The sequence below is a fragment of the Shewanella sp. Isolate8 genome, from assembly GCF_022398495.1.
Lineage (GTDB): Bacteria > Pseudomonadota > Gammaproteobacteria > Enterobacterales > Shewanellaceae > Shewanella > Shewanella aquimarina.
Genome location: NZ_JAKEVI010000002.1, coordinates 38,328 through 64,110 on the forward strand (window position 1 = coordinate 38,328; position 25,783 = coordinate 64,110).

The window sequence follows — 25,783 nt, forward strand, 5'->3', positions numbered from 1 at the left end:
AATATTTTGACTTGAAACCAGACTTCTAAAATAACGCAACGGGACTAGGGGGTGCCAGCAAAATAAAAACTAATTCCACTGTCGGCCTGTAACACGCGCATTGCACCTTCGGTTAATTCTTCAAGCTTTAGCACGCTATCGACAAACACCTCCTCCTGACTGAGGAAGCGCAGGCCCGGCTCGCTACCGTCTGGATGACAGGCCCACACCTGAGGCTGTTTAACCGATTGAGTGGTGACCATCACCTTGCCGACATCACCATCGCTTAAGCGCACCAGAGTGCCCGGCGGATAGATCCCCAGCAGTTTGACCAATACGGCAATCAGTGTCTCCGAATGTTTCCCCGCATGGTTCTTAAACAGGTAACCCAAGGCGACCTGAGGCGAGCGGCTCTCTTCGGCCCACAGCTGACCGTCATAATCGTTAGCCAGGCTCACCAGCTGAGTGGTGATGGGGATCTTCTTCTCCGTCAGGCCGTCGGGAAAGCCCGAACCGTCGATAAACTCGTGATGATGCAAGATGATACTGAGCACTGCCTTGTTAAACAGGCCCGTCTTGTTGAGCATCTCATAGCCAAAGTTGGGGTGCATCTTGAGGAAATTGGCCTCGGAGGCCGTTAACGGTGTTTTCTTACGGCGGATAGACTCGGGCACCTTGAGCTTTCCTATATCATGGAACAGGCAGCCCAGGGCGATGTCGCGCATATCCGATTTAGGCAGCTCCATGGCCCTGGCGATCATCAGCGCCAACACCGCCACCGAGATGCCATGCTGCGTCACGCTGTTATCACTCTCACCTGCGGTCACCAGGGCAAGATGCGTCTGCTCGTACTCAAACATATGCTCTATGAGCGACTCCACCAAAGAGGCCGCCTCACGATAGGCGCCCTCGGGATCGCTGGCCACCTTGCTGAAGGTCGAGCGGCACTCGTTGACACAGTCGATGAAACGCTTCTGACTCAGACGCAGTGATTTACGCACATTGCGTTTGGCTTCGGCAATGGGATCCACTACCTCTTCGGCCTTGACCGCCTGCTCATCCGTCTCGGTGCTCTCTTCCGCCAGCAACTCTTCGCCTGAAACGAGAAGCACATAAGGCACGCCGAGACTCTTAATCAGCTCTATCTGCGCTTCTTCTTCAATCTTGATACGGTTAAAAAGGAAAGGATGGTTTTTCCAAGACAAGGGTAATTTAACAGTGATGCCTGTTTGTAACTTTGACAGGGGTAATTGTATCGGCTCAGCTCTGGCCACTCGAAGCAACTCCATTGATTTTCCCCATACCCATTGGGTCCCCGCGACCAGATGTGGATGCGAGATAATCCCCTAAGAATATGAAAAGCAACCTAACTTTAATAACATAACTATAGTCAATAGCAACTCAATTTGTACAATCTGTCATTAAATTGACCACTTACGCACAAATTGACGACAAAGCCCTCCCAGAGGCGAGTCTCTGCTGGTTATAAGATATGCAAAAAATCGCAGCCAATTTTCACAACCAGATATTATATACAATATTCAAATGATGTTAGTATGGCTCTGTTCTTTGAAGATACATAGCAACCCCGGATTATGTTTCTTTAAAGAGTGTTGCTGTCAATTGTCCTTAATATAGGTCTTGTGAATTTGTTGTTTTTCACATTGATTTATAAGGTATTTTGTAACATTCCAATATCTTGAGACTGAATTTTCATTCAAAGAGATATGCTTAGCGCTGCATCTTGCAGCGCTTTTTTTTACTAATCTACCTGGTTGCGCCAATCTTGCAGGTAGCACTTGAGGTGCTTCGACTTGCCAATATAGAGCAGGCTCCAGAAGAGAAATAGCGCGTCCAGGCCGAAACTCCAGCTATAAAGAAAATGGTTGTGAATGAGGCGCTGCAACAAGAGGCCGGCATCCAGCATCAAGAGTCCGATCAGCAGAGGTTTGAGTTGATTGAAGGCGGGTCTAAGCCAGAGGGGTGAGCGTTTGCGCTCGGCGATCACTAAGCCATAGAGGACTAAGCCGCCGACACCTGCCGCCAAGGCCATTAAGAAGTCAGACTTTTGCGGATAGATGAGAGCCACCAAACCGGCTCGATCGCTGGCCTGAGTCAGGGAGGCGATAAACACGCACCATCCCCGGGCGATAAAGGCCAGCATCAGGTACAACATAAGCGGCGGCTTAAAGTGTCCCTTATCGTCTAACCAATTAATATGTCCAAAATTCAATAGTGTTCTCCCTCCCCTGTTTCTCTCTATATGGTGATGATGTCGCGGATTTCAACAACCATTAACAAAAAGCGGCCATGTGAGATAAAAAAAGCGCCATCTCTCGATGGCGCTCCCATAGGCTTTAACCTTGATTTACTCAGCTAATTCACGCATCCAGTTTAGGCGCCGAGAATAGCCAAGAGCTCGGCTTCATCGATCACCTTGACCCCAAGCTCTTGCGCCTTGGTCAATTTAGAACCAGCGGCCTCACCGGCGACCAAGCAGTCTGTGTTCTTCGAGACGCTGCCGGCCACCTTGGCCCCAAGCACCTGTAACTTGGCCTTGGCATCGTTACGGTTCAGCTGAGTCAGGGTACCGGTCAGCACCCAGGTCTGCCCCTTCAGGGAGAGCTCCTCTTCGGCCACCTCTTCGATGTCGGGCCAATTTACACCTGCCTGGAGCAGGCCATCTATCACCTCGAGGTTATGAGGCTGCTCGAAGAAGTGCACCAGATGCTGGGCGACTATCACCCCGACATCATCAACCTTCATAAAGGTCTCTGCATCCGCCTGCTTAAGTTTCTCAAGCGTCTTGAAATGGTTTGCCAGGTTTGCCGCTGTGGCTTCGCCAACCTCGCGGATCCCAAGAGAATAGAGGAAGCGCGCAAAAGTGGTTTGCTTGGCCGCTTCCAGGGCGTTGACTAGGTTAGTGGCCGACTTCATCCCCATACGATCCAGCATGGTGATTGCCGACGCGGTGAGCTTGAACAGATCCGCGGGGCTGGCCACCAGCTCCTTGTCGATCAACTGCTCCACCACCTTGTCACCCATACCGTCGATATCTAGCGCCTTGCGTGAGGCGAAGTGCTTGATCGCCTCCTTACGCTGGGCCTCACAGTAGAGACCACCGGTACAACGGGCGACCGCCTCTCCCTCGACACGCTCCACGTCGCTGCCGCACACGGGACATTGCGGGGGGAAGGCGATCGCCTGGGCATCACTCGGGCGCTTCTCGGGCACCACGGCAACAATCTGGGGGATCACATCGCCGGCGCGGCGGATGATCACGCTGTCGCCAATCATCACCCCGAGGCGGGCAATTTCATCGGCATTATGCAAGGTGGCGTTGGAGACGGTAACCCCACCGACAAAGACAGGTTGCAGGCGCGCAACCGGGGTCACGGCGCCGGTACGGCCCACCTGGAAGTCTACCCCTTCGAGCAGGGTGATCTCCTCCTGGGCCGGGAACTTATAGGCCGTCGCCCATCGAGGCGCCTTGGCCACGAAGCCCAGTGTCTGTTGCTGGGCGATATCGTTCACCTTAAGCACCACGCCGTCTATCTCATAGGCCAGATCGCCGCGGCGGGTCAGGATATCCTGATAATAGGCCAGCACGCTGGGGATATCCTCACATACCATGACTTCGCTGCTCACCGGGCAGCCCCACTCCTTAAGCTGCATCAACTGCTCGAAATGGCTTGCTGCCAGCGGCCAGGTTGTCGGCTCCACCACGCCCAGAGCGTAGGCATAGAATGCCAAGGAGCGACTGGCGGTGATCTTGCTGTCTAGCTGACGCAGGCTACCGGCGGCGGCATTACGCGGATTGACGAAGAGTTTCTCGCCGCGGGCGCGGGCCTTATCGTTAACCGCCTCAAAGGCCGCCTTAGGCATGAAGACCTCGCCGCGCACCTCAAGCAGTGGAGGGAAACCGCTGCCTCTGAGTTTCAGGGGCACAGATTTGATGGTGCGGACGTTCTCGGTAATATCCTCACCGACCGTGCCGTCGCCACGAGTAGCGGCGCGCTCGAACACACCATCACGATAGAGAATACTCACCGCCAAGCCGTCTAACTTGGGCTCACAGCAAAATGCAGGCGCCTCAGGCAGCTTGTCGCCGACACGCTTGTAGAAGGCGTTAAATTCCTCTTCGCTAAAGACGTTATCCAGGCTCAACATGGGCTTGAGGTGAGTCACCTGGGTGAACTTGCTCAGGGCCTCGCCGCCTACTCTCTGGGTTGGCGAGTCGACCTGTGCCAGCTCCGGATGCTCAGCTTCTAGTGCCTGAAGGCGACGCATGAGGCGATCATATTCGGCATCGGGGATCGAAGGCGCATCATCGACATAGTAGCGATAGTTGTGCTGATTGAGCTCGTCGGTTAACTGTTTAATCTCATCTTGTATGGCTTGCATGGTTTCTTATCCAGTTTAAGCAACAGAGGCCGCTGATGCGGCCTCTATCTTGAATATCCGATTAGGTATCACATCTGCGCGCGAATGCGCTGCAGGTAAGACTGTTTAGTCTGCTCACTCCAGGCGCCGCGACCACCGTCGAGCACTTCACCGCCGAGATCGTCGGCCAGCTGATGGGCCGAATTAAGCATGATGGAGAAATTCATCAGCGGGTCGCCATAGCAAGGCAGTGTCATAAACAGCACTATGCCCTGAGTGGTAAACTGCTCCATCTCATCTGGGTTGAATACCCCAGGTTTAACCATGTTAGCCAATGAAAACAGCACCTTACCAGTCCCAGCGTTATCCTCATGACGATGGAAGATATCCATTTCACCAAACTTGAAGTTTAGGGTCAGCAGGCTTGGCAATAACTCGGCGCCGTTGAGGGCCTCACCCTCTTTGGCCACCACGTGCAGCACAAGTACATCCTGTGGCTCGCCCAGAGGTGCCTCTTCGGCTACTTGTGGCTCTGGCTTAGACTCAACTTGCTGTGGTTCAACAGGCTGTGCTTGGGTTGGTTGTGCTTGGGTCGCTTGGGCTGGCTGCGCCGCGTCGACCTGAGGCGCCGGGCGCACTGGCTCCTGCTTGCGCTCGGTGACAGGATCTTCAAACAGCGAGGGCTGCGCCGGCGCCTGACCAAGGCCTAATTCCATCTGCTCAAGTTGGGCATCAGCAACCTCCTCGCCCGGAGTCGCCGACAATACCGGCTCTTGACGCGAACGGGGCGCCTTCTGCTTAGGCTCATCCGACAGAGAGAAGCTCTGTGAAGCCTCTTCAGCCTCGCGCTCTTGTGCCCGCACACCGGCTGGTGTGGCACGACTGCTAGAGGTGGCCTTGGGAATGCCTTGCTCTGCGTTGTTTTTAACGACTCTTACAGGGCCAACGCCATCGGCGTCGAAACCGTCACTGTCACGTGTCTTATCTGTGTATAGCCCTGTCATGGGCGATTCTTTTAATGATTTAGGTTGCTGCCGCCTAATGGACCAAAAACCATGCACAAGTACCGCGATAATGGCTACCGCGCCTAACACGAACAATACCAGTTGCAAATTTTCCATTGATTACCCTGTTTTTCCCAAAATTATACTGCGTCGGCTAATGCCACCGCCTCATCGATATCGACGGCAACTATGCGTGAAACCCCTGGCTCGTGCATAGTGACACCTATTAGTTGATCGGCCAATTCCATGGTGATCTTATTGTGACTAATATAAACAAATTGCACGCTCTGAGACATCTCTTTTACCAGTCGACAGAACCTGTCGACATTGGCATCATCGAGCGGTGCATCGACCTCATCCAACATACAAAATGGCGCCGGATTCAGCCTGAAAATCGCAAATACCAATGATAAAGCGGTTAATGCTTTTTCTCCACCCGAAAGCAGGTGAATCGTACTATTCTTTTTCCCCGGCGGTCTGGCCATAATGGTGACCCCAGTCTCCAGCAGATCATCATCGGTCAGCGCCAGATAGGCACTGCCGCCGCCGAACACCTTAGGAAACAGCACCCCAAGATCTTGGTTGACCTTATCGAAGGTCTCCTTAAAGCGCGTCTTGGTCTCGCGGTCGATCTTGCGGATCGCCTCCTCCAGGCTGCCGAGGGCCTTGGCCAAGTCCGCATCCTGACTGTCGAGATAGGCCTTGCGTTGACTCTGCTGCTCGAACTCTTCAATCGCCGCCAAATTTATCGCGCCAAGATGTTCGATCTGCGCCCGGGTGCGCTCGAGCGCCTTCTGACGATGGCTTAGGCTGACACTCAAATCCAGCGACTGCTGCACCTGAGCAATCTCCACCTCTTGGCTATTAAGCTGTGCTAACTGACTGTCAATTTGACCTTTTATCCCTTCGCGACGTAACTTTAACGCGCTGATGGCTTGAGTCAAGTGCTCTAACTTGCCAAGTTGTTGTTTTTGCTTGGCACCTATCTCGTCTGCTTGATTTTGCAGCTCTGCCTGCTGAAGGCGAAGCGCATCGAGCCTCGCCTGCACCTCGGCCTGACGTGCCAGGGCTTGATTGAGCTGGGCGGTCATAGCGTCGGCCTGAAGTTTACCATCGGACTTATCCTGCCCCTCGAGTTGCTCCTGCAACTGAGTTAATTCCTGACGCAGATCGCTCATCTGCCTATCGAGCTGCTCTCCCTGTTGGCGGCTAAGTGCCTGCTCGGTATTGATCGCCTGCAGTGACTGCTGTAGCTGCTGCGCCTGCTGCACCAAGGCATGACGCTCTCGCCCCAGGGTCTTATGCTGGGCACGGCGATCGGCGAGGTCGGTCACCTTGCCGTCGGCGGCGCGCTTAAGCTCAGCCAGCTGCGCCTCATCCTGGTCGCGGCGACTGGTGAGCTCACCTAGGCTCTGCTCCAGAGTCTCTATCTCGCCGCACTGTTCGTCGAGCTGCCCCCTTAGCCTGGCTTGCTGCTCACCTTGCTGGGCGATACGCTCCTGGGTCGCCTGAGCCTGCGCCAGCAGGCGTTCACGCTCAAGCTGCGTCCCCTGCAAACAGGTATTAAGCTGGGTGAGCGCCTCACGCTGCTCATCCAAGGCCTGATTGACCTCGGCAAGCACCGCCCTGCGCTCATCGATCGCCTCGACACTGGCTGCTATGCTGAGCTCCAGCGCTTCCTGCTCGGCCTTAAGCTGCACCAGCTGGCTGCCCTGCTCTGCCTTTTGCAGCACGAAGCCTTTACCGACTATGTAGCCATCGGCGGTCACTATGCGCTCGTCATCTTCGAGTGATCCCAGCATGGCCTTTGCCTGACTCAGGCTATCGGCCCAGTTGAGTCTCGACAGCCAGGGCGCCAGGTTGACCTCGCTGCTGAGCCCTGTCCACTGCTGCGGCTCGCATAACTGAAAACCACTCGCTAAGCCTGTAGCATTGGCGGTTTCATCCTCAACCAGCTTGTCGCTGACGCTTTGGGTAAGCAGACCATCGAGCAGCAGGTCGACCGCCGCTTCCCAGCCCGGCAAGACCTGAATCGCCTGCCAGAGGGCACGCCCCTGTAGTGCGTCTTCCTTAGGCAAGATGCGCTCGACCACCGCCAGGCGGCCTCGCTCCTCGGCCAGCGACTGGGACAAGGCATCGACCTGTGTCTGGGTCTGACGTGCCTGCTCCTGCAGCTGAGACTGAGCGCCGACGCCCTGGTCAATTTCTCCCTTAAGCTCATCGACTCGCAGGGCTAATCGTTCACACTGGGCATTTTGCAGCGCTAGATTGGCCGTCTCATCCTGATGGGATAACTGCTCTAGCTGCTGGGCGGCGCGCTGATGTTGAGCACTTAGTTGAGTAAGGGCGCTCTGCTTATGTTTCAGCTCACCCTTGGTGAGTTCGAGGCGCAGCTGACATTGATTGACCGCCTGCTTGGCCTGGCTATCGGCCTCCTGCGCCTGCTCAAGCGAGAGCTCAACCTCGCCGAGCTGCTCGTCGAGTATTTCAATCTGCAATTGCAACGCCTGATGCGCTTGCTGGGCGCTACTGTTACGCTCGTTAAGATCTTCACAGGTCAAGGTGAGCGCCTGATGTTGGGCTTGCAGCAGCGCCAGCTTGTCCTTGTCCTGGGCGATACGCTGCTTGAGGTGCGCGTCTTGTTGCTGGCGGTGCTTCACCTCCTGCTCGAGCTTGGCGATCTGATTGCCATTGAGGTAGAAGGCCTCGACCTGTTGCTGCTCCTGACGCTCTAATTCATCGAGTTTCAGTTTGAGTTCGGTCAGGGTGCGCGACAGGGCCTCACGTCCGGCGTCACCCTCACTCTGAGTGAGCGTCTTTGCCTCTATCTCCTGAGACAACTTGTCATGCTGGGCCGTGAGTTCAAGGTATTTGGCCACCTCGAGCTGCGCCTGCTGTTCCCGCTCTGTCTGTTTCAATGCCCGGTATTGACGCGCGGCCTCGGCCTGCTCGGCCAGTTTGTCGATCTGGCGACCAAGCTCCTGACGGATATCCCCTAAACGTTCGAGATTCTCGCGAGTATGCCGGATGCGATTTTCCGTCTCACGGCGTCGCTCCTTATAGCGGGAGATCCCCGCCGCCTCTTCGATAAAGACTCTCAGTTCCTGAGGCTTGGACTCGATAAGGCGGGAGATGGTGCCCTGTTCTATGATGGCGTAGCTGCGCGGGCCAAGGCCCGTGCCCATGAAGAGATCGGTAATGTCCTTGCGGCGACACTTCTGCCCGTTGAGAAAGTAGCTGGATTCACCGTCCCGGCTCACCTGACGTTTGACGGCAATCGCCTGATAGCCGGCATACTGACCGCCCAGACGCCCCTGCTGGTTGTCGAAGCTCAGCTCGACGCTGGCGACTGAGACAGGGCGTCTGGCCGAGGAGCCGTTAAAGATAACGTCAGCCATGGAGTCGCCACGCAGATGTTTGGCCGAGCTTTCACCCAGCACCCAGCGCACGGCATCGATGACATTGGACTTACCACAGCCATTTGGCCCAATAATGGCCGTAAGCGGTTGGTTAAAAGGGATTTTAGTGACATCGACAAACGACTTAAATCCAGCAAGTTTTATCTGTGTGAGTCTCATTGTGCCAGTTTGGTCGTCTTCAGGAGGGCGCGCTTTGCATCGCAGTTATTATTGCTTGTCACTTTATCAAAGCATGCCGCATTTTGTAACGTTTTTTCTGCCCGCCGACGTGATTTCACCCTTGTTTTTACAACAGGGCTGACACACAATCGCCCTTAAGCAAGATCTAAGGATATTCAGATAAGACTATGAATCAACAAGCAAGCAAGGCAGCTAAGCCAGCAAAGAGTGGCGTGAACTATTTCCTCGACGGCTTTCGGCTGATCAAACAGCCGGGCCTGAGACGCTTCGTCTTCATCCCCCTCAGCGTCAACCTGGTGCTGTTTACGGCGGTGATCTACTTCGCCATCGGTCAGCTGGAACAGGTGTTCCAATGGATCAATGGTCAGCTGCCCGATTATCTCAGCTGGCTCAACTTCCTGCTCTGGCCACTGGCGGTGCTCACCCTGTTGGTGGTGCTCTCCTTTGTCTTCAGTTCAGTGATGAACTGGATAGCTGCGCCCTTCAACGGGCTGTTGGCGGAGAAGGTGGAGCAATATCTCACCGGCAAAGACCTTAATACCGGCGGCACTATCGACCTGATTAAGGATCTGCCGCGCATCCTGGGGCGCGAATGGATCAAACTTAAATATTATCTCCCCAGAGCCATACTGTTTCTCATTTTGTTCTGGGTACCTTTCATCGGCCAGACCGCCGCGCCTGTACTCTGGTTTCTGTTTAGCGCCTGGATGATGGCGATCCAATACTGTGACTATTCCTTCGATAACCACAAGGTGCCCTTTAATGATATGAAGTTTGCCCTCAATCAGACCAAGGGCAGCAGCTTTAGCTTCGGCGCCGCCGTGACCCTGTTTTCGATGATCCCCATCATCAACTTTATCGTGATGCCGGTCGCTATTTGCGGTGCCACCTCCATGTGGGTCGACAAATATCGCGACGCCTATCGCAACGCGCACATTGCCCCAGAATAAAACTCACTTCAAAAGAAAAGGCCTGCGATTGCAGGCCTTTTTATTACGCATCAGGCGCCGCCATATACCTCGGTGGAGCGCTCCTCGACTGGGACTTCTCTGGGCTTAGAGAGGTCAACAACGACCGTTTCTGAGATCTTATCTTGAATCGCCTGACGATTGGCATCCCAAAAAATCTGTAAGAATCCCAGCAGGCCGGTAGCAAAACCGGCACCATAGCCTCCATAACGACCAAAGGCATCCCAAAGGGTGATGCGCGAGGCATCAAGCGGCACCACCCGAATGTTGAGCAGCTTCTTACCTAAGGTCTGGCCATCGAACCAGGCGGTGAAAACGGTAAAGTAGAAGGCGGCCCAACCAAAGCCTAAACCGAGATCATTCAATATCCCCTTCGCCCACTCGAGTAGGCTGTAGGGCGAGGGCTTATCTTCCTCATCGAGTCTATCGGCATCGATAACCAGCGGCGTAATCTTATCGGCAATCTCCTGATGGTCTGGCTTTGTACCTGCTGCAGGCTCTTCGTTAGGCGCTGCGGCACTGGTGGCAAGGTTTGCCTCGGTAGACATACTAGGGTTAGACATACCAGGCTTGCTAACCGGCGTTATGTTCGGATAACCCTGAGTCAGACGCTGCATCAGCACCGCTTTTTCTTGGTCCGACAGCGACAACTCCGTGATTAATTGAGACACCAGCGCGACCTTTTCACTGTCACTTGCCTTTAAGGTATCGAGGGCGCCAAATAGTGTCGTTAACTTTTCATCGGCGCAGCCTGCCTCCTCACACAGGCTGAAAGATAAGATCTGCGGCATGATTTTCAGTGTCTCTAACGAGTCGGCCTGCAGCCCTGTGGTCTGAGCCGGTTTGCTCCCCGCATCCGCTTTATCACCTTCGCCGTAAGAGATGATATTGTCGCTGGTGACCCAGATAGTCATTAGCAACATGGCAAGATAGAGCCCCCACTTCAGCGCCTTACCCAGTTGGTGGCTGCGACGTTCAATGACCAAAGTTAAACCAACCAAGAGAATAAACAGCCCGCCGGCCTGCTCAGCCAGCACGCTGATCAACAAGGCATCGATTAACATGGCCAGACCACGCTTGAGCGGCGATGCCAGCGGGGTATAAAGCAGCTCAGGCGCAACATGAAAGGCGAAAGGGGTGACGATTGTTTTGGGATCTTTAGTTTTGGGCGCTCTGGTTTTAGGCGCGCTGGATTTAGGACTCGATGATCGATGCGCTGCGTTCGCCATATGTGCCGAATCCCCTGTCCTATCGTTTGTGCTAGTCACTCATCTGCTCCCTGCAGTTTATTCCGATTATTTGGGTTAGCGGACTGGATACATTTTGCTAACTTATCAATAGGATCCTCATTAGGCCAGCCCCCTCAGCGAGGTATTTATGATATAAGTGACTGCTTTTATAACAGAAAGGAATAACGAATATGAAACTATCATTTCTAATGCGCTGAAACCACACTATGATTTAGCTGTATACATAAAGGAGCAAGTAATCCATGAGTAAAATTTTCGAAGACAATTCATATACCATAGGTAATACACCTCTTGTTCGCCTAAATCGCGTCAGCAAGGGAAATGTGCTCGCCAAGGTTGAGGCCCGTAACCCTAGCTTTAGTGTAAAGTGTCGTATCGGCGCGAATATGATTTGGGACGCCGAAAAGAAGGGCTTGCTCACTAAAGATAAAGAATTGATTGAGCCGACTTCAGGTAACACAGGTATTGCGCTGGCCTATGTCGCCGCGGCCCGTGGGTATAAGTTAACCCTAACCATGCCAAACACCATGAGTCTAGAGCGTCGCAAGCTGCTTAAGGCGCTGGGCGCAAACCTTGTCCTAACCGAAGGCGCTAAAGGCATGAAAGGTGCCATCGACAAGGCAGAGGAGCTGCGTCAATCTGCACCTGAGAAATACCTGATCTTGGGTCAATTCGACAACCCAGCTAACCCAGAGATCCACGAGAAGACCACGGGTCCAGAGATTTGGAATGACACAGACGGTGAAGTAGATGTTGTCGTTGCCGGCGTGGGCACAGGTGGTACCATCACAGGTGTTAGCCGTTACATCAAGCAAACCCAAGGTAAGGCGATCACCTCGGTAGCGGTTGAGCCCGCAGACTCACCGGTCATTGGCCAGACCATGGCCGGTCAACCCGTGCAGCCTGGCCCACATAAGATCCAAGGTATCGGCGCTGGTTTCATCCCGGCTAACCTAGATCTCGAAGTGGTCGACCGTGTTGAAGCCGTGACCAACGAAGAAGCGATCGAGATGGCTCAGCGCCTGATGAAAGAGGAAGGTATCCTGGTGGGTATCTCTTCTGGTGCCGCCGTGGTTGCAGCAAACCGTATCGCCGAGCTGCCAGAATTTGAAGGCAAGAACATCGTAGTGATCCTGCCCTCTGCAGCCGAACGTTACCTCTCATCTGTACTCTTCCAGGGCCAATTTGGCGACGCGGAAAACGTACAGTAAGACTCGCCCTCATCCGGCGCGTTAACTGACTCAAGCCCCCGATAGTTTTTGCTAGCTATTGGGGGCTTATTTTATGGCGCGCAATATCTTATCGATACAGGCGCCCACCGTCTGCTTGAGAAAGTCACTATCTAGATTGCCGCTAATCAGACTCTGATACTCTACCCAACGAATGAGCCCGAGCAGCTGATGGGCATCGGCATTGGCCGAGGATGATCCTAAGGCGGTAAAAAACTGCTCGATAGTCCTGATGAAGCCATTATCCAGCAGCTGAATGGCCTCGGCGAGCACTGGATTACGTAGTGCCTCTTCGTGAAACGCCAGCTCGAGAATGCGATCGTCTTTGTGACTCACCTGAGTCTGAATATGCTCACAGAGAAACTCGGTCAGATGTACTGCGATGTTATCGAGGGGCATCAACTCACTATCCGCCTTGAGCACCTCGAGCAACTGGAAACTCTTTTCCTCCAGGGTGTTATTCATCCACAGAGTCTTCTCGGCAAAATAGGTTAAGGCGTCGCTGATCAGATCTTTGATGTCTTTAAAGTAATAGGTGGTCGAGGCCAGTGGTACCTGCGCCTCGGTTGCCACGGCGCGATGGCGTACGCCGCGCACCCCCTCCCTGATGATCAACCGCAGGGTCGCCTCTAAGATAGCCACGCGCCGCGCCTCACCATCGGCCCTGTGGGTGATACGTCCAACATAACTAAGAGGTTGCTGCATTTACCTATCCTTATCAGTCCAAGCCGTCGGCGGCTGAGCCTACCCATATTAACACCTGAGTAACACTTGACCTAGCCCGCAACCCTCACACTCAGCAGCACTGTGATCAATAACGCTTTGTATCGCCGTTAATTTCAGCTATCTCTTGTCAGATTTCGCGAGCCAGGTCGATAAATCGACATAGACTTGATGTACTCAACGGGGGATCCGGCTAGAGTGGATGGCATTTCACTCACTCAAGCGTCAGGACTCTGATGGACTTTTACCAATCGCCGAAAACAATTTCGGCATTTGATGCCAAATTCGAAGCACAGAAAATCGCATTCGCTCCCATAACCTTCCAGGTTGCCCGTTGTCTGTTGAAATTTGATCTCTTAGCGAAAATAGAATCCGAACCAGGCTTGAGCCGAGCCAGACTCTCTAACCTGGTTGAGCTGTCAGACTATGCAGTCGGCGTCCTGCTAGATATGGGCCTCAGCATGGGCCTCATCTGGCAAGCAGGGCAAGGTTATCATCTGGATAAGATAGGCCACTTCCTACTTCACGATGAGATGTCCAGAGTCAACCTCAACTTCAATCATGATGTTTGTTATCAAGGGATGTTCGAACTCGACAAGGCGCTAGAAAAAGGCGAAGCCAGTGGCTTGAAAGTATTTGGCGACTGGCAAACCATCTACCCCGGCCTAAGCCAATTGCCAGTAGCAGCTAAGCAGAGTTGGTTCGAGTTTGACCACTTCTATTCGGATCACGCCTTTGGCACTGTGCTCCCGTTGATCTTTAAGGCCCAACCAAAAACCTTGGTGGATATCGGCGGCAACACGGGGAAATGGGCACTGGCCTGTACCCAATACGATGCCGATGTCGAGGTCACCATCATGGATCTGCCCGGTCAGCTCAAGGTAGCTATGGAAAATGCCAAGGACAAGGGCTTAAGCGAACGTATCCATGGCTTTGAATGCGATCTATTAAAGGTTGATACGCCTTTCTATGAGGGTGGGGATCTCTACTGGATGAGTCAGTTCTTAGATTGCTTCTCCGAGACTCAGATTCTGGCCATATTAAAGCTGGCTGCCGCCAATATGGCCCCCCATAGTGAGCTCTGCATCTTAGAGACCTTCTGGGACAGACAACCTTGCGAGGCTGGCGCCTATTGCGTTAACGCCACATCGCTCTACTTCACCGCCATGGCCAACGGCAATAGCCGCATGTACCATTCAAAAGATCTGCTAAAATTGATCTCCTCGGCAGGCCTCTATGTTGACGAAGATATCGATAACATAGGTTTAGGCCATACCTTACTTCGCTGTCGTCGCAAGCCGTAAAACATAAGCCGTAAGCCAACGCCTTAAAACACAAGCCTTAACACACAAGCCTTAACACACAAGCCATGAGCAGTCGTTGCAAATGTTAGGGGTGAACTCAACGAGGGTGAGCCCGAGGATGAACCAACCGGTAGACCAGCCTGCAACGGCAGGAGGTCTACCTATACTCCCTTATTCGCTTCTGACTTTCCCTATTCTTCTTACTCTCTTTAGCTTCTCTACTCTCTACTCTCTACTCTCTACTCTCTACTCTCTACTCTCTTAATTTTGCTTTAGTTCCAATACTGTCCAAACGGTTAAAGCTTAACGGATAGCTCTTAAACGAAAGTACTTAACCAAAAGAACATAACGGAAAAAATTTAACCGCAGGAGCTTAGCTCAAATGCTAAATCTATAAGCCGCTCCTAGGGCCAATCAGAAGCTAAGATTACGCTGCCATTCCTATGACCAGCCAAAGTAACACTGATTTAACAACCCCAGCTCTCAAGCTTAATCATAATGACGCATCATAGACGCCAAATAGGTCATAAATTAAGTGAAATGCCACACCTTTGTATTCGAAAGTCATTCCTCAACACTTAAGAATTAACATTAAGGCAACAATAGACCAGATAAAAAAAGAGGTGATTTTGCTCACAAACAAATCATTTCCACAATATTTTTCATATTTTTTGTATTTTTTTTGAATAACAATCAACACAAACAAAAAACAAATTAACGTAAATTTAAAAACACCAATAAAACACAACACCCCACCACCATTAACACCACAAAAACAATTCTGCACCAAAAACAACATCGAGGGGCGCTTTGAAATAACGGGCTTACATTTTAACCACTCGGCGACATTAGTTGTTTATTTTATGTTGCAAAAAGGATAATCATCTAAATGGATTGGCAAGCGTATCGGCTGTAGCCGCCTTGTTGCAGTTGTTATCTCTCTATGATTATATCGAGCACGAGGTAAAGATTTATCAATATAAGTAAATATTTGAAAAGTTTTTACTAAATAAAGATCGACACTTAGAGCGAATAAATATTCGGTCAGTCCAAGAGTGTTCAAATCAAAAATTAAAATAAGTCTCAGGGAGAAACACAATGCAGCCTAATTCTATATTGGCTAAAGCTGTTCGTTTCGCATTAATTGGTGGTGCCGCAACGGCAGCACTGAGTGCGCCAGCCGTTTATGCAGCAGATGAAGATAGCGTTGAACGTATTCAAGTAACAGGTTCACGTATTAAGCGTACCGATATGGAAACGGCTACACCTGTTACCGTCATGAGCGCTGAAGACATGGCCAAACAGGGCTTCACTAACATTCAAGATGCGTTAGAAAGCTTGACTTCAACCACCAGTGCGATGACTACCCAGTCTGTTCACGGTTTCACACCTGCCGCCTCTTCTATCAGCCTACGTGGTGCGGGTGCTAACCGTACACTGACACTGATCAATGGTAAGCGTCTGAACCAATATCCAAAGCCATCTGGTGGTACGGACAACTTCGTTGATACTGCTAACCTGCCTATGGAAGCCGTACAGCGTATCGAAGTACTGCAATCTGGTGGTTCTGCAATCTACGGTGCTGACGCTGTCGGCGGCGTGATCAACATCATCCTGAAGAAAGATTTCGAAGGTGTTGCACTTAAGTACCGTCACGGTGATACCACTAATGGCGGCGGCGGAAGCGACCGTATCGCGTTATCTCTAGGTGCTTCATCTGATCGCGGTAACGTATCGACTTTCATCGAGTTCACCGACAACGAGCAGCTAAAAGCGACTGACCGTGAAAACTTCGGTCTACATACAGATAAAGTGCCTTACAGCCCTCATTCAGCGTACAGCTCGTACGGCGCACGTATCGCATCTGTACAAAGAAAAGATGAAACTTTCCCTACAGGTCAACGCGTATTAACCCCTGAAGAGTGTACAGCCGGTGGATTCCTATGGACGGGTTCTACTTGTGGTTTCGACCGCTCTGAGTGGCGTGATCTACAACCTGAGAGTTCACGTTTCATCAGCTCAACCAACTTCAACTACGAGCTGTCTGATAACATTAGCTTCGTCGGTCGTCTAGATTTTGCCGAGGCGAAATCTACCACTAACATCGAGCCTATGGCGATCAATGACTACGACATTGCAGTCGCAGGCAACAGTGTCACCGTAAGTAATGGCGCTCTTAGCAAGACTTTCGACGACAAAACGACTGCCCTAGGCGGTGATTTTGCCAACGCAGAAGATGGCGAATACTACTATGTGCGTCGTCTACACGAGTTCAGCAACCGCGCTGGCGAGACTAAGACACGTAACTACTTCTTCACTGCAGGTCTTGAAGGCACACTGGCTGATGAGTACAGCTGGGATGCGTCAGTAAACTATGGCCGTACTAATGTTGATGTATTCCGTAGCGGCTACGCCACTGTTGGCGGCATGTTCAACTACATCACTGCCGGTGAAAACGGTAACTCTCTGCTGAAAAACATGAGCGCAGAAGACGTAGAATCTGTAGCCTACTCTCCATTTGAGAAAGCTCAATCTACTCAGAAGAACGTACAGGCTAACATTTCTGGTATGGCGTTCGAGATGCCAGCTGGCGATGCTCAATTTGCATTCGGTGCCGAGTACACAGAGCAAGACTATGAAACCAACACTGACTCGGAGTCTAAGAAAGGTGCCATCCTGACCACAGGTGGTTCTTCAGGTGCCGGTGAGCGTTCTTACTGGGCAACTTATGCCGAAATCAGCCTACCAGTACTTGATGTATTGACCGTTGATGCGGCAGTACGTTATGACCGCTACGATGATTTCGGTGGCAACCTGTCTCCGCAGCTAACCATTGAATACCGTCCATTGGATGAGTTGTTGGTTCGTGGTTCTATCAGCTCAGTATTCCGTGCGCCAGACATGCACCGCGTATATGGTGACTCAACTAAAGGCTTCTCTACTGTTATCGACTTCAAGCAGTGTCAAGCTTTAGGCGGTGTACCAGGTCAAGGTTACGACAACGATCCTGCGCTAAATGAGGTTTGTAAAGAACTTCACGTAGACACCACAACAGGTGCTAACAAAGATCTAGAAGCCGAAACCGGTTACACGGCTAACATTGGTGCAGTATGGGGCGGTGATTCACTCAACGCGTCGTTCGACCTTTGGGAGTGGAAACTGGATGACATGGTTAGCGACATCAGCGCTAGCAAGGCTGCACGTGAGTACGAACAGTATGAAGACATGCTGACTCGAGATGCATCTGGAAAGATCACTCATGTTAACGCCGTTGCGCAGAACCTGGCATTCCAGAAAGTGCGTGGTTTAGATATCACGGCCGGCTACGGCTGGGATCTAGACAACTATGGTGAGCTGAAGCTTAACTTCAACGGTACCTACATCCTGTTGTCTGAGTATCAACTTACGCCAACAGATCCTGTTGAAGATGATATCGACAACGGTGGTCTGCCACAGTACCGCGCTAACCTAGTACTGGGTTACTATATCGATGACTTCGAAGCGACCTTAGGCGCATACCACACTGCGCGTATGCACGGTCTTCAGTACAAGTCATACAAAGAGTCTGCCGAAGACAAGAACCTACCATTCGATGAAAGCGCACACGAAGTTGCATCACAGACTAAGTGGAACCTGACTGCAGGTTACAACATCACAGATGCTATCAAGGTGAAAGCTGGCGTAGTTAACCTGTTCGACGCAGGTCCAAACTTCGACCCAACCTACACTTCTTGGCCGCACTACCCACGTTCAGTGTATAACGCACGCGGTCGTGAGTGGTTCCTAGAAGGTGAAGTGAAGTTCTAATCTTACTGAACTTTAACGAAAAAACGGCATCCTAGGATGCCGTTTTTTATTGCCTAAATGAAAGTGCATTCTTAAACGAAACCGAGGTAGTGAGCGGCGACCACCACAATGCTCGACACCAAAAACAGCGCCAACATAAACCGCCAAATAAACTTGACCCAGATGCCCCAGTCGACCCGACATACGCCTAATGTCGCCATCAGAGATGCCGATGTCGGCACCAGCACATTGGTAAAGCCGTCGCCCAGCTGAAAAGCCAACACGGCCACCTGACGCGATACCCCAACGATGTCGGCAAGGGGCGCCATCAAGGGCATGGTCAATGCCGCCTGACCCGAGCCCGAGGTGACAAAGAAATTAAACACAGATTGAAACAGCAACATAAACCAGGCCGAGGCGACCGCGGGGAGCTGACCAATCAGGCTGCCGGCGCCATTGAGTAAGGTATTTAATACACTTGGCTCATCTGGCTTACCACCACCCAAAAGCAGCAAGATCCCCGAGGCACAACCGACCAGCAAGGCCGGCTCCAACATGGTGCCCGCTCCCTGCTTAAAACTACTGGCCATGCGATTAAGCGTCATGCCATTTAACCTGAAGATCACCGCAATCATCCCTACGACAATCCCCATGGCAAAGAACTGACTGGCGATCTCGGGAATGAACCAGGCCTGAGTGACAACGCCCCAGATAACCCAAACGACCGTCAGCAAGATGGTGAGCAGTACCAGACTGTCACCAAGGTTAAAGCGACTCTGTAACTCGCTCGAATTATGATGCTCACGGAAATATCTGTCCGACTCAAAGCAGAGCGAGCTTTGCGGATCCGCTTGGATCTTCGCGCCGTAGCGCATGGTAAAGATCACCCCCATCAGGGTGAACCCAGCCCACATGAGTCCCCTTACACCGGCGCCTGAGAGCACAGGAATGCCGGCAATCCCCTGAGCGATCGCCACACTAAAGGGGTTCATCCAGGAACTGGCAAAGCCCACCTGAGTCGCCACATAGGTCACCATCACGGTGGTGATGCCATCGAATCCTAAACGTATCATCAAAGGGCAAATAATGATGGCAAAGGCGATCGCCTCCTCCCCCATGCCAAACACGGCCCCCCCAAGGGAGAACAGGATAAAGAGCACGGGAATGAAGAGGCGCTCGTTGCCCTGGGTCTTATCAATAAGCCTTATGATGCCGTTATCTATGGTACCGGTTTCCATCACTATGCCGAATGCACCACCGATCACCAGCATAAACATGATAACCCCGATGGCGGTACCCCACTTGGATCCCGAGGTTAAACCTTCGAAGGCAAAATTGAAGAAGCCTATGCCCCCGCCCCCTTCAAACAGGGCTACTGGCTGTTTAAGCTGCTCTCCCGCCTCATTCAGACTGTAACGAAAGGAGTTAGGGTCGACCACACTACGCGTTTTTTCGACGCCATCGGCAAGATAATGGATCTCCTGGGTCTCGAAGGAACCTACGGGCACCAGATAGGTCAACAACATGGCTGCCAAGGCCACAAAGAAGATGATCACTAAGGTGTCGGGTAAAGGGATTTTATTTTGCGGGTTTGCCGCCGAAGAAGGCGCTTGATTTGCCATTGTTTTTCCATGGTTATTCTTGGAGTCTAAGTTATTGCCCGCCAATATAAACCAATTCCCCCTCTGCTGCACAAGAATCACCCGTTGGGCACTGAACCAATCAAGCGCAGAGCAACCGGCTCGGATCGCCTAAACTGGAATGGCCTAAACTGGGAGCGCCCAAACAAAGCCATCCGCTCGATTGGGCTCACATGTAGCCAAGAAATGTCATGGTGCGCACAAGACACGCTTAAAGAGTGAGGCATGTCGAGTAACTCAGATAAAATCAACGCGTTACTTGTGAAAGCCTTCAGGCGCTCATACAATCAATATCACGCAAGCATCAATTTTATTGATAGTTTTCTTTATTGGTTAATTCAGTTAGGACGCCACAAGGTCAATGAAGTACTCCCTAAAACAAATCATGGTGTTCGATGCCGTAGCCAGCCTGGAAAGTGTGAGTGCGGCGGCGCGCAAACTGTCGATGACACAGTCTGCAGTCAGCATGTCCCTTGGGCAGCTGGAAAATCTACTCGGCCGCCCCCTCTTTATCAGACAGGGTAATCGCCTCACCCTGAGTCACTGGGGAAACTGGTTACGCCCAAGGGCGCGGCGCCTGCTACAAGATGCACAACAAATAGAATTAGGCCTTCACGAACAACACCTTATAAGCGGTCGTTTTCGTTTATGCTCCAGTCAGACCGCCGCCGAGCATCTGCTCCCCGAGCTTATCAGTAAAATCGATACCGATTTTCCTGAACTTAGGATCGAGCTCACAGTGGAAAATACCGAGAACGTGGTCGAGGGCCTGCTTAATTACGAATATGACTTTGGCATCATAGAGGGGCGCAACGACGACAGCCGTCTGTATCAGGAGCAATGGTTAGACGACCATCTGGTGGTAGTCGCCTCGCCTCATCACCCTTATGCCAAGCAGACCAACATCAGCCTGGCGCAGTTAGAGCAGGCAAGATGGGTGCTGCGCGAGCAAGGCGCAGGAACTCGCCGCATCTTCGAGGGGGCCATTCATGGCGTCATCGAAAAGCTCAACGTATGGAAAGAATATGAGCATGTCTCGCTACTCAAGGCCTTAGTGAAGAATGGGCCCTACCTCAGCAGCCTGCCTTTTCTGGATGTGGAGAAAGAGGTGGCCGCCGGCGAGTTGGTTATCTTACCGACACCGCAGCTCAATATGCAGAGACACCTCTCTTTTGTGTGGCGCTGCGATTCGGGCGAAAACCCGCTGCGAGACTGTGTGATCACCGAGGCCAGACGTCTCAGCAAGCATCGTCAGCACGCCAAGACCAGCCGATAAGCAGGCTTAGCTGACAGTACAAACCGCAAGAAAGGGGCAAATGCCCCTTTCTACTTTCGCCGATTGACATCAACACGGCTTATAATACCAATCGTAGTAAATAATTAATCATTCTAGTTTGTTAAAACGCTCGATAACTGTATTAGTATTTTTAATTGCAGAATAACTACTTATCTAAAAATCCTGCTTTGTTCTCAAGCGTTTTTCCTGCGCTATTTCTGATCACATATTTACTGTGATTGGTATAAAGTCACGCAGGCCCTTTATTCATATCTTTGCCGAGTTTCATCTGCGACGACTTAGCCATACACAGCACACACTTTGGTCACTATGGCCTCACGGGTGATCACGCCCACTAGCTTGCCTTCACTGACCACAGGGAAGCAGCTCGGCTTGCTGGCGCTGGCGTGACGGAGCCGCTCCTCATAGCTGGCATAGGTGTTGCCGGTCAGCACGCCCATGTCGTTCACCGGAAACAACTTGTCACGATCCACCACCATTACTTCGATCAGATCGGCCACCGCATCATCAGGGGTTACCGTCAGCACCCGGGTTTGCATCAGGTCGGCCACCTTGTAGCCTATGCCACGGACAAACTCTTCTGACCAGAGACTACGCAGCAGGTCTTGCTGAGAAACAAACCCCAGCAGGCGTTGCTGAGCATCGACCACAGGCGCGCCGCGCAGCTGCGCCTGGTTGAGCTGCTTGAGTCCCTCGTACACGGATAGATCGGGGGTTAGGGTAAAAGGAGTCTGCTCCATCAGGGCGCTGACATTGAGTTTTTGAATCGATTTAGGCATTTGGGTCTCTCCCCTGCAAACTTTACTAGATAAAATTGAAATGGTATTGGCAGCGTTATCGCTGTAGCTATTCTGTTCATTGCCCTGCTGGTCACGGCTCAATACTGGCTCCAGATGTACCGCCCTCAGTGGCACTTTTTCTGGTACGACGCGAGCCTTGCCTGCATCTATCCACCAGTAGCCCAGGCCCACCACTATGCCGCCGCCGACGATATTGCCCGCAGTGACAGGAATGAGGTTATTGGCCAAAAAGTGAAGCAGAGTCAGGTCATTAAATTGCTGAGCGGTAAACCCTGGGATCTGATACCAGTCCCAGATGGCCAGCTGCTTAATGGCGATCCCCAGTGGCACCATAAAGAGGTTGGCTATGCTGTGCTCGAAGCCGCTGCTGACAAACATCGCCACGGGTAGCATCAATAAAATGGCCTTGGTGAGCGCCTCCTTGCTGGCAAAGGTCATCCAAACCCCTAAGCAAACCAGCATGTTACATAAGATACCCAAGGTGAAGGCCTGGCCCCAGGAGTGGTGCAGCTTATGTTGTGCGACCTTCAGGGCATTGAGCCCCCACAAGCCGCCGTCCAACAGATACATCTTGGCACTGAGGATCAATGCCAGCATGATCATGGCGCCGCAGAAGTTACCCAAATAGACACGTCCCCAACAGACCAGCAGCTGCCGCGTGCTCACGCGTTTCTGCGCCCAGGCAACGCTGCTCAGTACGCTACTGGTAAAGAGCTCGCCTCCGCAGATGACCACCAACATCAGCCCCAGACTAAAGGCCAGGCCGCCAACCAGGCGCACCATGCCCCAATCGCCCGATGCGCCAGTGGTGACGGTGAGATAAAAAACGAAGGCGAGTGCGATAAAGGCGCCAGCAAACATCGCCTGGCCGATAGACTGCATCGCCTGCTTAGTCACCTTCTCCTGACCGTAAACCGCGGCGCGCTGGCATAGGCTAGTCTCGGCCAAAGGCGCTGGCTGGCTCTGCCTGGTGGCAAGTGGCACTAGATTAGGTATCGTCATGACGTGTCCTTCTCCAGCCAAGCGTAAAACAGGGGTGAAATTTCATTAACATCATCTCCGCAAGTGCCATCTCCCTAGAGACGGCTATTGATTAATAAATGTTTTTACAAAGAGTTAGCTTGTTGCCTCGCTCTCTGATGCCGAGATTAGCCACTAAAAAGGCGAAATAAAATTTGATATTAATGAATGAGGCAATCAGTAAATTTGATAGCCAAACACTGAGGTGACGAGCTTGTTAAGCCGATAACAAATAACCTTAAAACCGCTTTAATACAGAGGCTTACATAAAAACAATTGTTAACGACATAAAAACCTATGAATGCGGCGTTGAGGCGCGAAGGCGCCTAGCTTGCTTTAGCAAACTGGCAACTGACCACCTATTGCCTAAGCTATAAGGCAAGTTGATTAACATCCCTAGCCAATTTTTTCCCAAGGCAAACTGGCGAGATAGCAAAAGGCTAAGGCGGACATTCGCGCCCCCTAGCGAGACCCTGGTCACAATGAGCACCCCTTTTGCGAGCCGTGACCCAGCTAAAAATGTGAGGTGTGAGAGGCGCCTCTTATTTGCAAAGAATTGGCGGAGTGGCTCTCAAAATTGACAGAAGGCGCGATCTAAAACCAAACGCAATATATATGCCTAATGTAAAAATTGATCTGAAATGGCGACACAAGATGTTAACTAGCTCCCAAATCATCTAATCACCAGTTTCAAGTTTATTGATAGTTAATGTCAGGCAAAAGTCACTATGTTAAGATTTATGAGGTAAATTGGTCAGACCAATTTTAAACAGCGTTAGGGATGCAACTGCTCACCGGATTTAGGGTGTTTTATCCATTCTTGGGGGCGGACAAGTTACTCGAGTGGCACCTGGGGGTCTTTCAACAAACGACACTCGCTGACTTGCAAGGATTACCTCTAAGTCTTCATCGAATTGATGAGTCAATAAGTTCTTTTCGGAGAATGAGAAATTATGTCAGAAACAGTCAAAAAAGAAGAGATGGAAGCCTCTGAGCTGACTTACAAGGCGCTTCACCGTCCTGCCAGCGAGTTTGCCACTCGTGAAGAATATTTAGACCACGAATTACAGATCATGAAGCCCAGACGTTGGGGCCTCAACCTGCCGGGACGCGATTTCCGCTTTGAGTGGGAAGACCTAGTGCCCGCCATCGCAGGCACTATCGGCATCACGGTAATGTATTCGGCCGTAATGGCCGCCTGGGCATCGGGCCTGAGCGAGCGCTGGGATCACATCAACCTGGGCGCCGAATTCGCCATTCAGGTGGTTCGCGTCGAAATGCTCATCCCCGCCCTGCTCTTCTGTATCATCAGTTCTGGATTTATCAACCCTCGCGCCAACCTTGGCGGCAACCACGGCCCCATGATCCCGCTTATCGGTACCATAGCCTTGGCCGGTGCCCACCCATTAGCACTGGCGATCCTCCTGGGTATCTTTGGTCTGCTGCTCAGTTACTTTAAGGGGGGCTCCAGGTTAGTAAACCTCACCTCCAGCGGCGTCGCGGGGGGCCTCTTGGTCTTCCTCGGCTTCATGGGCGCCAAGAGTCAGATCACTTCGCTATTTGACTGGGCCGGCGGCCTGCAGGCCAAGCATGCCCTGGACTATAGCCTTGGGTATGTGGCCTTCTTCATCCTCTTGGTAAACGTCGTTCTCTACGCCTATCTGGCCAAGGTAGGTAAACGTTGGCTGGCGATCCCACTTTGTTCTATCGCCGCGATTGCGCTGGCCTTCGCCCTAGGCGCGGGATTAGATCTGCAGTTTGTTACCGCTCCAGGCATCCCTAACCTGAACCCCGTCTACTGGTGGGGCTCTACCGAGCATGGCTGGCAGCTAGGTTTACCTAACTTCGAGCACTTTATCGCGTCACTCCCCTTTGCCATCCTGGCGGTTGCCATGTGGTCACCCGATTTCTTGGGTCACCGTATCTTCCAGGAGCTGAACTACCCTAAAGGCACAGAGAAAGTGCTGATGGACGTGGATGACACCATGACCACCTGTTCACTACGTCAAATCGTCGGTACTGCTGTGGGTGGCGGTAACATCACCTCTTCATGGGGTACCTATATGATCCCGGCGGCGATCGCTAAGCGTCCTATTCCTGCCGGCGCCATCCTGCTAGGTAGCCTGTGTATCATAGTCGCGGTACTGGGTTACCCAATGGATGTCACCGTATGGCGTCCAGTGATGTCAATCGCCCTCCTGGTTGGCGTATTCCTGCCATTACTGGAAGCCGGCATGCAGATGGTGAAAGACACCCAAAGCAGCCAAGCGGCGGGTATCTGTATCTTCGCCTCTTTCGTTGCTAACCCTGTACTGGCCTGGGCGCTGACCATGTTGCTAGATAACAATGGCCTGATTGGCGACAAAGAACGTGCCGCCAGCCTAAGCCTGGCCGACAGGCTGATCATACCGGGGCTAGCCTTTGTGATCTGTCTCGCCGCCATGCTGGCAGTGGGTATGATTCAGGGGATCCCGGCGCTACTTTAATCGCGCAAACAACAACGAAGAGGGCTTAGGCCCTCTTCTTTTTTATCTCCCCTATACTTACATCAAACTTGCTGATAACCGGCATCAATATGCCCTATAGGCATGACGCTCATAACGCCAGGGAATCACCCTTACCCTCGATGTCACGGACAGTCAGACAAAGGTGTGAACCACCTCGCGCAAATAACCGACTCTTAGGTGAGATGCAAACGAAATTTTGCGCCAAAAATGATAACCCGATAGCAATTTTGGCATTAACTCGGACAAAAGCAGAGCGATTCAGATGCAGCACCTAGGCAGATATGGTACTATTCA

At 52.0% G+C, this 25,783-nt stretch carries 15 protein-coding genes; 6 read left to right on the plus strand and 9 right to left on the minus strand.

Annotation, left to right across the window (positions count from 1 at the left end; translation table 11 throughout):
- Positions 1 to 44: 44 nt before the first annotated feature.
- The 5 genes from L1D43_RS09605 to smc all read right to left on the minus strand — a co-directional run bounded on the left by L1D43_RS09605 (position 45) and on the right by smc (position 8,944).
- Positions 45 to 1,268, minus strand: coding sequence for an HD domain-containing phosphohydrolase (locus tag L1D43_RS09605; protein ID WP_239851201.1), 1,224 nt, complete (start codon positions 1,266 to 1,268; stop codon positions 45 to 47).
- A 473-nt stretch (positions 1,269 to 1,741) separates the two neighbouring features.
- Entirely contained in the window at positions 1,742 to 2,212 is a 471-nt protein-coding gene (locus L1D43_RS09610; protein WP_239851203.1) for a DUF2919 domain-containing protein, read from the minus strand.
- A gap of 161 nt (positions 2,213 to 2,373) precedes the next feature.
- Positions 2,374 to 4,383, minus strand: a complete 2,010-nt coding sequence (ligA, locus tag L1D43_RS09615; RefSeq protein ID WP_239851212.1) for an NAD-dependent DNA ligase LigA — start codon at positions 4,381 to 4,383, stop codon at positions 2,374 to 2,376.
- 68 nt (positions 4,384 to 4,451) lie between these two features.
- Positions 4,452 to 5,483, minus strand: a complete 1,032-nt coding sequence (gene zipA / locus L1D43_RS09620; protein WP_239851214.1) for a cell division protein ZipA — start codon at positions 5,481 to 5,483, stop codon at positions 4,452 to 4,454.
- A 23-nt stretch (positions 5,484 to 5,506) separates the two neighbouring features.
- The gene (gene smc / locus L1D43_RS09625) at positions 5,507 to 8,944 is read right to left on the minus strand and encodes a chromosome segregation protein SMC (RefSeq protein ID WP_239851217.1); all 3,438 of its coding nucleotides are present in this window, start codon (positions 8,942 to 8,944) and stop codon (positions 5,507 to 5,509) included.
- Between the two features lie 188 nt (positions 8,945 to 9,132).
- Between smc and cysZ the strand changes: the two genes are divergently transcribed.
- Positions 9,133 to 9,915, plus strand: a complete 783-nt coding sequence (cysZ, locus tag L1D43_RS09630) for a sulfate transporter CysZ (protein WP_239851219.1) — start codon at positions 9,133 to 9,135, stop codon at positions 9,913 to 9,915.
- A gap of 50 nt (positions 9,916 to 9,965) precedes the next feature.
- Here cysZ and L1D43_RS09635 read toward each other — a convergent pair whose 3' ends face one another.
- Positions 9,966 to 11,162, minus strand: coding sequence for an RDD family protein (locus L1D43_RS09635; protein ID WP_239851221.1), 1,197 nt, complete (start codon positions 11,160 to 11,162; stop codon positions 9,966 to 9,968).
- A gap of 263 nt (positions 11,163 to 11,425) precedes the next feature.
- On the opposite strand from L1D43_RS09635, the gene cysK reads away from it, so the two are divergent.
- Complete coding sequence (cysK, locus tag L1D43_RS09640) at positions 11,426 to 12,394, plus strand: cysteine synthase A (RefSeq protein ID WP_041509491.1); 969 nt, start codon at positions 11,426 to 11,428, stop codon at positions 12,392 to 12,394.
- 66 nt (positions 12,395 to 12,460) lie between these two features.
- Here cysK and L1D43_RS09645 read toward each other — a convergent pair whose 3' ends face one another.
- Entirely contained in the window at positions 12,461 to 13,117 is a 657-nt protein-coding gene (locus L1D43_RS09645) for a TetR family transcriptional regulator (protein WP_239851223.1), read from the minus strand.
- Between the two features lie 254 nt (positions 13,118 to 13,371).
- Here L1D43_RS09645 and L1D43_RS09650 point away from each other — a divergent pair, with 254 nt between their 5' ends.
- Together L1D43_RS09650 and L1D43_RS09655 are read left to right on the plus strand one after the other, a co-directional pair.
- The gene (locus L1D43_RS09650) at positions 13,372 to 14,439 is read left to right on the plus strand and encodes a class I SAM-dependent methyltransferase (RefSeq protein ID WP_239851224.1); all 1,068 of its coding nucleotides are present in this window, start codon (positions 13,372 to 13,374) and stop codon (positions 14,437 to 14,439) included.
- Between the two features lie 1,098 nt (positions 14,440 to 15,537).
- Entirely contained in the window at positions 15,538 to 18,246 is a 2,709-nt protein-coding gene (locus L1D43_RS09655; RefSeq protein WP_239851226.1) for a TonB-dependent receptor, read from the plus strand.
- A gap of 71 nt (positions 18,247 to 18,317) precedes the next feature.
- On the opposite strand, the gene yfcC is transcribed toward L1D43_RS09655, so the two are convergent.
- Positions 18,318 to 19,847, minus strand: coding sequence for a putative basic amino acid antiporter YfcC (gene yfcC / locus L1D43_RS09660; RefSeq protein WP_239851228.1), 1,530 nt, complete (start codon positions 19,845 to 19,847; stop codon positions 18,318 to 18,320).
- A 379-nt stretch (positions 19,848 to 20,226) separates the two neighbouring features.
- On the opposite strand from yfcC, the gene L1D43_RS09665 reads away from it, so the two are divergent.
- Complete coding sequence (locus L1D43_RS09665; protein ID WP_041509486.1) at positions 20,227 to 21,141, plus strand: LysR substrate-binding domain-containing protein; 915 nt, start codon at positions 20,227 to 20,229, stop codon at positions 21,139 to 21,141.
- Between the two features lie 299 nt (positions 21,142 to 21,440).
- On the opposite strand, the gene focA is transcribed toward L1D43_RS09665, so the two are convergent.
- Complete coding sequence (gene focA / locus L1D43_RS09670) at positions 21,441 to 22,964, minus strand: formate transporter FocA (protein ID WP_239851230.1); 1,524 nt, start codon at positions 22,962 to 22,964, stop codon at positions 21,441 to 21,443.
- 971 nt (positions 22,965 to 23,935) lie between these two features.
- Between focA and L1D43_RS09675 the strand changes: the two genes are divergently transcribed.
- Positions 23,936 to 25,468, plus strand: coding sequence for a DUF3360 family protein (locus L1D43_RS09675; protein WP_239851232.1), 1,533 nt, complete (start codon positions 23,936 to 23,938; stop codon positions 25,466 to 25,468).
- The last annotated feature ends 315 nt before the right edge of the window (positions 25,469 to 25,783 follow it).